Annotated in this window: 7 protein-coding genes; 6 read left to right on the forward strand and 1 reads right to left on the reverse strand. The window is 63.4% G+C overall.

What is annotated here, in order from left to right:
* Positions 1-295: 295 nt before the first annotated feature.
* The gene (locus ABWO90_RS18035; RefSeq protein ID WP_353192608.1) at positions 296-2,458 is read left to right on the forward strand and encodes a UvrD-helicase domain-containing protein; all 2,163 of its coding nucleotides are present in this window, start codon (positions 296-298) and stop codon (positions 2,456-2,458) included.
* 73 nt (positions 2,459-2,531) lie between these two features.
* The gene (locus tag ABWO90_RS18040) at positions 2,532-2,996 is read left to right on the forward strand and encodes a CreA family protein (RefSeq protein ID WP_353192609.1); all 465 of its coding nucleotides are present in this window, start codon (positions 2,532-2,534) and stop codon (positions 2,994-2,996) included.
* A gap of 78 nt (positions 2,997-3,074) precedes the next feature.
* Here ABWO90_RS18040 and ABWO90_RS18045 read toward each other — a convergent pair whose 3' ends face one another.
* Entirely contained in the window at positions 3,075-4,988 is a 1,914-nt protein-coding gene (locus tag ABWO90_RS18045) for a sigma-54-dependent Fis family transcriptional regulator (RefSeq protein WP_353192610.1), read from the reverse strand.
* A 302-nt stretch (positions 4,989-5,290) separates the two neighbouring features.
* Between ABWO90_RS18045 and exaC the strand changes: the two genes are divergently transcribed.
* The 4 genes from exaC to ABWO90_RS18065 all read left to right on the forward strand — a co-directional run bounded on the left by exaC (position 5,291) and on the right by ABWO90_RS18065 (position 12,653).
* Complete coding sequence (gene exaC / locus ABWO90_RS18050; RefSeq protein ID WP_353192611.1) at positions 5,291-6,811, forward strand: acetaldehyde dehydrogenase ExaC; 1,521 nt, start codon at positions 5,291-5,293, stop codon at positions 6,809-6,811.
* A gap of 186 nt (positions 6,812-6,997) precedes the next feature.
* Entirely contained in the window at positions 6,998-8,146 is a 1,149-nt protein-coding gene (gene yiaY, locus ABWO90_RS18055) for an L-threonine dehydrogenase (protein WP_353192612.1), read from the forward strand.
* Positions 8,147-8,541: 395 nt separating this feature from the next.
* The gene (locus tag ABWO90_RS25065; RefSeq protein ID WP_502922654.1) at positions 8,542-8,988 is read left to right on the forward strand and encodes a hypothetical protein; all 447 of its coding nucleotides are present in this window, start codon (positions 8,542-8,544) and stop codon (positions 8,986-8,988) included.
* 245 nt (positions 8,989-9,233) lie between these two features.
* Positions 9,234-12,653 (forward strand): autotransporter outer membrane beta-barrel domain-containing protein, encoded by a 3,420-nt coding sequence (locus ABWO90_RS18065; RefSeq protein ID WP_353192613.1) that lies wholly within the window; start codon positions 9,234-9,236, stop codon positions 12,651-12,653.
* The last annotated feature ends 76 nt before the right edge of the window (positions 12,654-12,729 follow it).

Below are 12,729 nucleotides of genomic sequence, written 5' to 3' on the forward strand. Positions count from 1 at the left end.
CCGCTGACCTCTTGCATGCCATGCAAGCGCTCTCCCAGCTGAGCTATACCCCCGCGCGAAGAGGCGAAACTATATCGCATATTGCGTATGCGGGCAACCACCGCCATGGGGTATCGCGGCCAGCCTCGGCGGCAACGCGAGAAATCGTCTCGCCGCGTGGGAATCGCACCGCAAAGGTAAAATCCACGTCTCGCATGGCATACGATCCACGTGGCCATCGCAAAACCCGACGGAAAGGCGCTGATGGCGAATGCAGCACGCCTTTCCCGCGCCCTCAGCAAGCAAGGTTGAAGTCATGAGCGAAACGAATTCCCCCGCTCGCGCACCGCGATTCGTGCCTAACGGCCCGGCCCTGACGGCCGAGCAAGTTGCGATACAGCTCGCCAACGAGCGCATCTGCATCGCGCTGGCGAACGCCGGCACCGGCAAGACCACCACACTGGTGGCACGCATCGGCGAGGCCATTGCGGGTGGCACGCCACCGGAACAGATCCTCGCACTGACCTTCACGACGACGGCCGCCGAGGTGCTGCGCGCGCGTCTGCAACGCTCCGGCATCCATGCCGAACTGCACAAGCGCGTGCGCGTCTTTACCTTCGACGACTACAGCCACGACGTGCTCGACGCCCTGCCCGCCGCCAACGAACGCGCGCGGCGCGTGCAGCGCGACAGCTTTCTCACTGGCTATCTCGTCGACGCCATGCAGACCCTGCGCGACGAGCTCGAACATCGGTACCCGAGCGGCGCCTTCGACGACAACCACATCAACGTTGCGCAGTGTCTCGACGCCATGCGCAAGCTCAAGGCCAGCGGCGCGCTGTTCGACGACATCGACGACGAACAGCTCGGCGAGCTTCTCGAACGGCTCGACGTCGAGCGCGCCCAGTACGCGATCACGCAAGCCTACGAGCGCGATCGACTCGGCGCGCTCGACGAGCCGTTGTTCCGCGACCGCTTCGATGCCACCTACGATCTGGCGCGAATGATCGACGGCGACGGCGTGGCACCGCACTATTTCGCGCCTTGCCGCCTGATCGTGTGCGACGAGCAGCACGACTTCAATGAAGCGTCGTATCGCGTGCTGCGTCATCTGCTGCGCACCCTGAACTGCCGGTTCGTCGGCGTGGGGGATCGCGATCAGGTCATTCATGGCGCGATGGGTGCGAGCGACGCCTACATGGGCGAGCGCTTTCGCACCGACTTTACGGGCACCCTCACCTACCCGCTCACGCGCACGTTTCGTCACGGCCCGCACCTCGCTTATCCGACCGCGGCATTCAAGCGCAAGCGCATCGAGTCGTTCATTCGACGTCATACGCCCATCGATGTCATTCCCACTGGCAACGACCCCGCCACCACCGCGCAGGCCGTGCTCGCCGACATACAGGCATGGCTCGGCGACAGCGACAAGCGTGCGACCTGCGCCGTGCTGCTGCGCGACTGGCACCAGGGTGCGGTCATCGAAGAAGCGCTGTGGCGCGCAGAGATTCCGTTCGAATCGCCGAACAAGGAGGGGTTCCAGTTCCGCGAGGAGATTCGCTTCGTGCGCGCCGTGTTCGCGCTGGCGCTGCGCGCCGTCGAATCCATCGACGAGCGCGAGCGCATGTCGGTGGCTGCGGTCCTCGGCATCTTCGCGAACATTCGCCTGACGCGCGACCAATACCAGCTCACGGCGAAAAACCCGGAATTGCTCGAGCAGATCTACACGTCGTATCTGCTGGGAGCTCCCGCCGAAACGCCGGCAGCGAACGTCGGACGTCTGATTCGTGAATTGCGGGCGAACGCGTCCGTCATGTCGGCTGCCGACGCCTTCGGTCTCATTCGCCGTCGAATCGATTTTCAGGCGGTCGCGACGCGACTCTATGCGCGCCCGTACGATGTCGATCTGGTCGAGCGCTCGCTGCGCGCGTTCGCCGCGACGCTCCCACGGGACGAAACACCGCTGGGCGACTACTTCGCGTCGATGATGACGCGGCTGTCCGCGACACGGCGTGCGCGCGCCGATGCGCGCGTGAGCGTCGACACCGTCGCGAACATCAAGGGCAAGGAGTACGACCATGTCGTCATTCCGTTCCTCGAACGCAACGAGTTTCCGAATCCGTTCGCGCCGCTGGAAAGTGAGCGGAACCTGTTTTATGTCGCATTGACCCGCGCGCGGGATTCGGTGTCGCTCGTCACGCCGGAAGACGCCACGCGCCAGAGCGGCTTCCTCGGACTGCTCGACTTGCCGCGCACCACGCCGCAAGCCGACGACGCCCTCGCGCGCAACATGGCGATGCCCGTCGACACAGCACCGGTTCGCCGATACCTGAGCGGGGATACGTACCGCGCGAAGGATGAACTTGCCGCACTCGGCGCGCAGTACGATGCCGCGCGACGACAGCTGTACATCATGTCGGACATGGACGCGGCGCCCTTCTCGCCGTGGCTTCGCACCTCGGCCACGGGACGCGAGTAGAATCCGCCACGCGTATGCACGGGGTTGGCAGGCGACGGTCGCCTGTCTCCGCTGCACTCGACGGGACATTCTCATGAAGACAGCAGTCGCACTGACGTTGATGGTCGTCGCCAGTTGGGCGCATGCCGAGCGCATCGGCGATGTCAGCACCGCATTCAAGTTGGTCGGACCGGATCACAAGATCGTCGTGGATGCGTTCGACGATCCGAAGGTGCAAGGCGTGACCTGTTACGTGTCGCGCGCCAAGACCGGTGGGCTGAAGGGCATGGTCGGACTGGCCGAAGACAAGGCGGAGGCGTCGATTGCCTGCCGACCCGTGGGACCGATTTCTTTCGTCAAGCCGTTGCCGAAAGAAGAAGAGGTGTTCTCGGAAGGCCTGTCGCCGCTCTTCAAGAAGCTGCGCATCGTGCGCATGGTCGACAAGGCGCGTAACACGCTCGTCTATCTGACGTACTCGGACAAACTCATCGACGGCTCGCCGCAGAACAGCGTCACCGCCGTCCCCGTGGACCGGGCGACGTCCATCCCGTTGAAGTGACGCCTGCGGACAATCGCGGCGCCGCGCGGTCGAGGCAGCGTCCGGATCGCCGAGCCGGACGTGCAATTTGCGAATGGCTCATCCACGCAGCAGACCGAAGCGGCGAAGCTTTCGGTAAAGCGTGTTGCGGCTCACCCCGAGCTTTCGCGCGGCCGCGCTGACCTGTCCCTGGCAGGCGTCGAGCGCGGCCCGCAGCGCCTGACGCTCCGCCGCTTCGAGCGGTGCTTCCATTGGCCTGTCGTGCGGTGATGCCGTCGACATCGCGCACTGTGTGTCGCGCAGCTCGGCCGGGAGATCGTCGGGGGTAATGACCCCCTGGTCAGCGAGTGCGACGAGCGTGCGAATCACGCTTCGAAGCTGGCGCACGTTCCCGGGCCAGGCGAAGTCACACAGCCGCGCCAGCGCCGCTTCCGTCAACGTGATCCGGCGAGCCGACGCGACTTGCGCCAGCAATCGCGAAATCAGTTCCGGCTTGTCGTCGCGCGCTCGAAGTGGCGGCACGATGACTTCGAGGCCATTCAGACGAGAAAAGAGGTCTTCGCGGAATTGCCGCTCGGCAATCCGCTCGGACAGATCGCGGTGCGTGGCACTCAACACGCGGATGTCGAGCGGCACGGGTTCGCCACCGCCCAGCGGCGACACCATGCGCTCTTCGAGCACACGCAGCAATCGCGTCTGCATCGCGTAGGGCATATCGCCGATTTCGTCGAGGAACAGGGTGCCGCCATTGGCTTGCCACAGCTTGCCGTTCATTCCCTCCTTGCGCGCACCGGTGAAGCTCCCACCAACGTACCCGAACAACTCGCTCTCGATCAGCGACTCAGGAATGGCCGCGCAATTCAGGGCGACGAACGGGCCGCCTGCGCGCGTGCTCGCCGCGTGGACGGCGCGCGCGAAGACCTCCTTGCCGCTGCCGGTTTCACCACGAATGAGCACCGGCACGTCGTGCGCAAAGACACGGCATGCGCGGGAAAACTCGCGCGCCAGTGTCGTATCGGCAAAGGGTGAAACGGTGGCATCGGCCAGCGCCGTCGGCTGGCGCACTGCCCGTAGCGCGCGTGACGGTGCGCGCACCATCGCCAGCAGCGACTCCCCGTTGTGTGTGCGAATCGGCCAGCAGGTACTCGGCGATGGGTGCGCCTGCGCGAACATCGCATCGAGCGGCTGCGAGAACCATCGATCCACCTGCGTGCCGACGATCTCGTCGCGCATCACACCGAGCCGATTGAGCGCGCTCGGATTGGCGGCGAGTACGCGGCCCGTATCGTCGAACGCCAGCAACGCCTGTGCGAAGCCGCCGAGGTGGTCGGCCTGCTCCTGCAGTTGCAGCAGCCATTCGTCGCGATAGTGCTGGAAGAAATACGCGTTCTCCACGACCTTCGCCGACAGATTCACGAGCGCGAGCGTATGAAACTGGCTTTGGCGCGTAACGTCGGCACGGGTCGACGACACGTCGATCACCGCCAGCAGATCGCCCTGCGGCGCAAAGACCGGGCTCGCCGTGCAGGTCAGTGGCGTATGCAGCGCGCGGAAATGATCCTGCTGGCAGATGATGACCGGCGCGCGCTCCACCACGCAGGTACCAATGCCGTTGGTGCCTTCGCACGACTCGCTCCAGTCGGCCCCGGGCCACAGCCCGGCGCGAAGAAAGTCGTCGCGCGTGCCGTCGTGCAGGCGCGAATCGACGATGACGCCGTCCGGCGCCGTGAGCAGCACCGCCTGATGCGGATTCATCAATTGACGTTGCAGACGCTCGAGCACGGGTGTCGACACATTGCGCAAACGCTCCAGCGTGCTGCGCCGATCGCGCAGCTGCGACGACGTCAGCACGCGCGGTGCCATGCGCGCGCCCGGATCGAGCGCGTGGGTATCCAGACAGCGGCGCCATGAACTGGCGATGTTCGGATCGGTCTCGGCTGCGGCGGCCGTCGGACTTCCCTGTACGACGTTCAGCACACGACGCGCGTGTGCGGAATCGGTATTGGCTGGCATTGGTCGTCTCCCCCTGCCGGGTGATCTGATGATCTCGTAGTCGTTCCCGAAGCATCACCCATGCCGGCAGCCTTTGCAATGCGCTATGTCAATCGGGAGGCCCGGGCCGATTGCCTGTCACGTCGGCGATACACCGGGTGTCACGCCGCGGCACAGACGTGTCACGAAATCGGCACATCGGGCCGCCGCTCTCGCGTCGGCAAGGCCCGTAGCGTGGTGTCGCGCGACGGGTGGCCCGCGACTTGCTTATGGCGATGACGTGGCCATTGCGCCACCGACACGACAATACCCGGAGACACAACATGCGATACGCCCCACCCGGCACGCCCGGTGCCCTGCTGTCCCTGCAACCGCGTTACGAGAACTACATCGGCGGCGAGTTCGTCCCGCCTGTGGACGGGCGCTATTTCACCAACACGTCGCCCGTCACTGGCGGCGTGATCGGCGAGTTTCCGCGCTCGAACGGCGCCGATATCGAGCTGGCGCTGGACGCCGCGCACGCGGCGGCGCCCAAGTGGGGAAAGACGTCCGTACAGGCGCGCTCGCGCATCTTGTTGCAGATCGCCGATCGCCTCGAAGCGCAACTGGAGCGCTTCGCCGTAGCGGAGACATGGGACAACGGCAAGCCCGTGCGCGAGACACTGGCTGCCGACCTGCCGCTCGCCATCGACCATTTCCGCTATTTCGCGGGCTGCATTCGCGCGCAGGAAGGCACCGCTGCCGAAATCGACGAGCATACGGCGGCGTATCACTTTCACGAGCCGCTCGGCGTCGTGGGCCAGATCATTCCGTGGAACTTCCCGTTGCTGATGGCTGCGTGGAAACTCGCCCCGGCGCTGGCGGCGGGCAACTGCGTGGTCCTCAAGCCGGCGGAGCAGACGCCGCTGTCCATTACGCTGTTCGCCGAGCTTGTGGGCGATCTGCTGCCGCCCGGCGTGCTCAATATCGTGCAGGGCTTCGGCAAGGAAGCCGGTGAGGCGCTTGCCACGAGCCGTCGCATCGCCAAGATCGCGTTCACGGGATCGACGCCGGTCGGCGCGCAGATCCTCGCGCGCGCCGCAGCGAATCTGATCCCGAGCACCGTCGAGTTGGGCGGCAAGTCGCCGAACATCTTCTTCGACGACGTGATGCGCGGCGAGCCGGAATTCATCGAGAAGGCGGCGGAAGGTCTCGTGCTCGGCTTCCTGAATCAGGGCGAGGTCTGTACGTGTCCGTCGCGAGCGCTCGTACAGGAGTCGATCTACGAACCGTTCATGGAAGTGGTGATGGCACGCGTGGCGCGCATCAAGCGCGGCGACCCGCTCGACACGGAGACAGCCGTCGGCGCGCAGGCGTCGCAACAGCAGTTCGACAAGATCCTCACGTACCTCGATCTTGCCCGCAAGGAAGGCGCGACAGTGTTGACCGGTGGCGGCATCGAGATGCTCGACGGACCGCTGGCGGGCGGCTTCTACATTCAGCCGACGCTGCTCAAGGGCGAGAACCGCATGCGCGTGTTCCAGGAGGAAATTTTCGGGCCGGTGGTCGGCGTGACGACGTTCAAGGACGAAGCCGAAGCGCTCGCCATCGCGAACGACACCGAATTCGGCCTCGGCGCGGGCTTGTGGACCCGCGACATCAATCGCGCCTATCGCGTGGGCCGCGCGATACAAGCGGGACGCGTGTGGACGAACTGCTATCACCTCTACCCGGCGCATGCGGCATTCGGCGGCTACAAGAAGTCCGGCATCGGACGCGAGACGCACAAGATGATGCTCGATCACTACCAGCAAACGAAGAATCTGCTGGTGAGTTACGACGTCCACCCGCTTGGCTTCTTCTGAGCGGTTCCTCTATTCGTTCCCGAGTTTGCAGCAGATCAAAGACGCATCGCGCCGCAGGTGCGATGCTGTCTTCAGTGCTTGCGAAAGTTGATCTGGACACCGCCCTGGTGTGGGTGTCCGACATTGACAATGCCGGACGCCTCGAGCGCGGTGTGCCCCTCACAGAACAGAGAAAGGAGCATGACCATGAGCACAACCTTCTTCATCCCCGCCGTCAACATGATGGGCGTGGGCAGTCTCGACGAGGCCATGAGCGCCTTGCGTCAATACCATTTCCGCCGCGCACTGATCGTGACCGACGCCGGGCTCGCCAAGGCCGGCGTGGCTGACAAGGTGTCAAAGTTGTTGGCCGCGCAGGACATCCAGTCGGTGATCTTCGACGGCGCCAAGCCGAACCCGACGGTCGGTAACGTGGAGGCGGGGCTCGCTAAGTTGCAGAAACATCAATGCGACTTCGTGATCTCGCTCGGCGGCGGCTCGCCGCATGACTGCGCGAAGGGCATTGCGCTGTGCGCCACCAACGGCGGGCACATTGCCGACTACGAAGGCGTGGATCAGTCGAAGAAGCCGCAGTTGCCGCTCGTCGCGATCAATACGACGGCGGGCACCGCGAGCGAAATGACGCGTTTTTGCATCATCACGGACGAGAAGCGTCACGTGAAGATGGCCATCGTCGACCGCAACGTGACCCCGTTGCTCTCGGTAAACGATCCGGCCCTGATGGCCGCGATGCCCAAGGGACTGACGGCCGCCACGGGCATGGACGCGCTGACACACGCGACTGAAGCTTACGTCTCGACGGCCGCGACGCCGATTACCGACGCATGTGCGCTAAAGGCGGTGACGCTGATCTCGCAGAACCTGCGTCGCGCCGTTTCGCACGGCGACGACATGACAGCCCGCGAGAACATGGCCTACGCGCAGTTCCTGGCAGGGATGGCGTTCAACAACGCATCGCTCGGCTATGTGCATGCGATGGCGCACCAGCTTGGCGGGTTCTACGACTTGCCGCACGGGGTGTGTAACGCGGTGCTGCTTCCGCATGTGGAAGAGTTCAACGCAAGCGTGAGCGCTGCGCGTCTGAAAGACATCGCGCAGGGGATGGGCGAGAAAGTCGAGGGCCTGAGCGACGAGGAAGGTGCAAAGGTGGCGATCGCCGCGATTCGCCGATTGTCGAAAGATATCGGCATCCCGGCCGGGCTAACCGAGCTTGGCGCAAAGGTGGAGGACATTCCGACACTCGCTGCCAACGCGATGCAGGACGCTTGCGGATTCACGAACCCGCGGCGTGCCGAGCAGGCGGAGATCGAGGAGATTTTCCGTCGCGCCTTTTAAGGGAAGTATCGGGAGGTTGCCGACGACGCGAAGGTCGGTGTTTCGATAATTTCGTCGAAATCACTCGCCCAAGCTTCCCGCCGTAGCACTCTCTAACGAATGGCCCCGTCGACTTCAAAGTCGACGGGGCCATTTTTGTTTAGAGACCGGCGTACGGTATTGATGTGATTTCGCATCCCGGCAAATTCGGACGAACCAGATTAGGAATCAGAAAATTCTGATCCTCAGAATCACCTTGAATCCGCAGAATTCAACCGTCCCGATTCGATAGGGACGAAGCGCCGGCGCGAATCTGTTGTCCTGAATTTCCAACAGGACGACATGAAAAGCCGTCGATTTTTTATTTCTGTGGCTTGCGAGTTTCAAGCGCAGTGCGAATGAATGGGTGTGGTGAGATGGGTCAATCAATGTGCCTTGTCTCGGCAAGGCGGATCGGATTTTACGGCGATAGGCTTTTCCGCAAGAAGCGTTGTCGCGATAGCTTTTTTCGGGGTCCGATTGACCTTGCCGACATGTTCATCGTCACCTATAACAACAGAACAGCTGACACCCCAATTCGCGAGACGTCCAGTTGCATCTGGCGCTTAGCGGCCAGTCCAAAACTGCAAATCGGCAGGCTTGAGAATGCTCCGGCAGGCAACCACGCCGCCGAGTTTAAGCAACGCTGTATGAATGTCGTGGCGCTGATCGAAGCGAAAGCGCAGACGACGAATCAACGACAGCACGCGAAAGATCAAGTTTTCCCACGGCGCGCAATTTCTCGAGCAGAAATTCGAGCGACTGCTCCGACTGCTCCGACTGCTCCAATTGCACCTTTACGCCGGCCTGTTGCCAGTCGTTAGTCGTCGCCAGCCAATGGCTCCCTGACCCAGGCCCTGTCGAATCGGGGACGAGTTCCAGCGGACCCCGATCCTGCGCACAAACAGTATGCAGTCGAAGCCCTCATCGATCGTCGCCCCTCATCGGCGCTTTCGTTCATTGGCGTCCGACATTCAGTTTTCCAACGTTCGCAGCTTGAAGTGAAAGTCCGTCGCCTCCTCCGGCGAGGCTTTGCAGTGTCCGCGCAAAAGAACAGGCGAGGTACCCGATGATCATCACGCCCAATTGGCAGTGCCACGCAAAACGTCGACGTTATTCGTGGGCGAGCGCCGCCGTGGTCGTCGGCACCCTTCCGATGATTGGCATCGGCAGCGCACGCGCGGCTGACTGCAATGTGACCATTACGTCGGCCACCACGATCCCCAGCAACACCGAGGTTGGCTGCTCGACCGTAACGAATCAAACAGCATCTGCGCTGAATCCCGGCCCGGCGACGGGCGCTGACAGTGCGAACGTTTCGGTCACGGGCGCCACGATCTCCCAGCCCGCAGGCAGTGCACCCAAAGACGGCATCGGTGCGACTGCCACGGGCTCGGGCAGCGCAACCGTTTCCGTCACCGACACCAACGTCACCAATCTGAAGACGACAGGGCCGTCGCTTGGCATCAATGTCGCGGTCGGTGCGGCCAACAGTACGACCACCGGCAATGGCAGCCTGAACCTCTCGGGCACGAACAACATTCAGGTCGGTCAACTCGATCCCTCCACCGGGCAACCGACTGGTGCAGGCGGCGGAACCATCGTCAACGCGCGCGGTATGGGTAACGCAACGACGGTGGGCATCGGGACGTTGAACATCAGCGTCTATGCGGGCACAACCAGCTTCGATCCCAGCCAGGACGACGGGATGGAAACGACGGTTCGCGGCGGCGTCGCCACGCTGAACCTGGCGGGGCTCACCGGTCCCTCGACGGTCATCGTCACCGGCGGCAACGCCCTGCTGGTCGATTCGCTGCCATCGACACCGAACCAGAATGGCGGCACCGTCATCGTGACGGGCATCAGCAACGCGCTCACCGTTACCGAGAACAATACGATTTTCGGGAACGCCGCATCGCCGATCGCCAACGCAGGTCTGTTGGCGCTGTCGTTCGGCACGGGCACGGTGACGATCCAGGGGACGAGCGCCACGATCAACACACTGGGACCACTGGCCGACGGCATCCATGCGATCTCCCAACGCGGCGCGGTGTCTGTAAACAACGCCGGCAACATCACCACCAGCGGCACTTCCAGTCACGGTATCGAGGCCACCACGGTCAATACCGGCTACGGTTCGACGATCATCACGGTGGGCACGCTTCCGGCCGTCGACACCACCGCACCTACCGGCGATGTCAGCGTCACCAATAGTGGCGCAATCATCACAACGGGTGGTGGCAGCGCCACCACGGCCAGTCACGGCATTTACGCGTGGACGCAGTCGGTCGGCACAGGCGCGGCGGGCAACATCACCGTTGCCAACAATGCCGGCGGCAATATCACGACGTCGGCAGATTTCAGCGACGCCATTCTCGCGACATCGACGAATACCTCCACCGGCGCAGCCGGTGGCATTGCCGTGAGCAACGCGGCGACGTTGAGCGCGTCGGGCGCGAGTGCCTACGGCATCGCCGCCATCTCGACCGGCGCCAGCGGCGGCCCGGTCGCCATCACCAATAGCGGCGCGGTCACGTCACAACAGACGGCAGGCGTCTTTGCGTCCGCAACTGGCGGCTCAAGTCTCACAGTAACCAATGCTGCCGGTGGCAGCATTACTGGCGCCGAAGGGGTGGTGCTGGACGGCACGTTTGCCTCGTCGCAGATCAATAACGCCGGCACCATCGGGTCGCCGGTGGACTTCGCGATCGACTCGCGAACCCTCACCGGACCGCTGACGATCAATAACGAAAGCGGCGGCACGATCAACGGCTTCATGACGCTCGGCGCAGGCCCGAACACCATGACGAACGCCGGTTTGTGGAACCTGCGGAACTACAACACCGGAACGAACACGCTTTCCGTGGCGGTATCCGATTTCGGCAATTCGGGCACCAACAGCATCAACAACACCGGCTCGCTGGTGCTTGCGAACGTCGCCAATGCGAACGTCAATGCCACCGGCGCTTACCTGCCGTTCGGCAATACTACGAATACGCCCTCGACCAACGGTCCCGCGCAAGGGCAAATCCTCGGCGTACAAACCTTTACCAATAGCGGCGTCATCGACCTCGGTGGCAACCCCGCCGTGGGCAACACGTTGGTCATCACCGGCGGGCACGCGCCCGGGACTTCGGGCGGCGGCGTCTATGTCTCCAATGGTGGGACGCTCGTGCTCAACTCAGTGCTCAACGAGGGCGGCGCCAACGCCAGGTCCGACGTGCTCGTGGTCGACGCCACGCAGGTCGGCGCAGGTGGCGCTACCGGCATCAAGATCAACAACATCGGCGGCGCGGGCGCTTCGACTGTCGCTGACGGAATTCCCGTGGTCGAGGTGCTGGACAAGAGCGCGTCGGCAGCGGGCGCCTTCAAGCTTAGCGGCCGCGCCGTCGCGGGCCCCTACGAATATCTGCTCTTTCAGGGCGGCGAGGCGGCCACCGGCGGCAATACTGCAGACGGCAACTGGTACTTGCGTTCGCATGAACCAACCACCGAACCCGAACCGCCCGGCATCACAACGCCGCCCAGGCCGTTGTTTCGACCGGAAGTCCCCGCCTATCTGGCGAATCAGCGCATCGCCAGCGAATGGTTCGTGCACAGCCTGCACGACCGTCTGGGGGAACCCCAATACATCGAAGGCCAGGGTTTCAATCCCGATGACGACAAGCCCCGTTCCGGATGGCTGCGCATTGTCGGCAAGTGGACGGGCTCGCACAGCAAGGACGACATCTTTACGGCAGACACCGACTCCGTCCTGATTCACGGCGGCTTCGAGGTGGCCAAGTGGAAGGTGTTCAACGACGCCGACCGCGCGCACCTTGGGCTGATGGCCAGCTATGGCTACGCCAGCACCGACGCCCACGCCGAAGCCAACCCGTACAGTGCCAAGGGCAAGGTGGAAGGCTGGAGTGTCGGCGCCTACGGCACGTGGTACCAGAACGACGAACACAAGCTCGGCGCCTACGTCGACCTGTGGTTCCAGTACGGCTGGTTCAACAACCGGGTGGAAGGCGACTTGCTGCCGGTGGTGAAGTACAACAGCCGGGGCTTCGCCATCTCCGGCGAAACGGGCTACGCAGTGCCGATCCGCAACGATTGGGTGATCGAGCCGCAGGCCCAGCTGATCTATCTGGGCTACAACCAGGACGACGTCACTGAGCCGAACTCCACGCAGGTGACCGGCGCCAATTCACACGGATGGATCAGCCGCCTGGGCGTGCGCCTGCATCGCACCTTCGTACGCGACGACGACCGCAAATGGCAGCCCTACCTGACGCTCAACTGGTGGCACAGCACGGCCTCCAACACCATCTCGTTCGACGGCTTCCCCGAAAGCAACCTTTATCCGTCCAACCGTTACGAGGTGAAGCTCGGCGTGAATGCCGACCTGCGCAAGCGCTGGACCGGCTGGGCCAATGTTTCCGGTGCATGGGGAGCGCAAAGCTTTCATCAATATGCGTTGCGCGTCGGCATGAAATACACGTGGTAATGCATGCCGGCGACTTCGCCCGCATGCACTGCGAACAACGTCACGAGGCGAGTCCGAACGCCCTCGTCAGGTTTTT

This window comes from Pandoraea pnomenusa (genome assembly GCF_040391475.1).
GTDB lineage: Bacteria > Pseudomonadota > Gammaproteobacteria > Burkholderiales > Burkholderiaceae > Pandoraea > Pandoraea pnomenusa_C.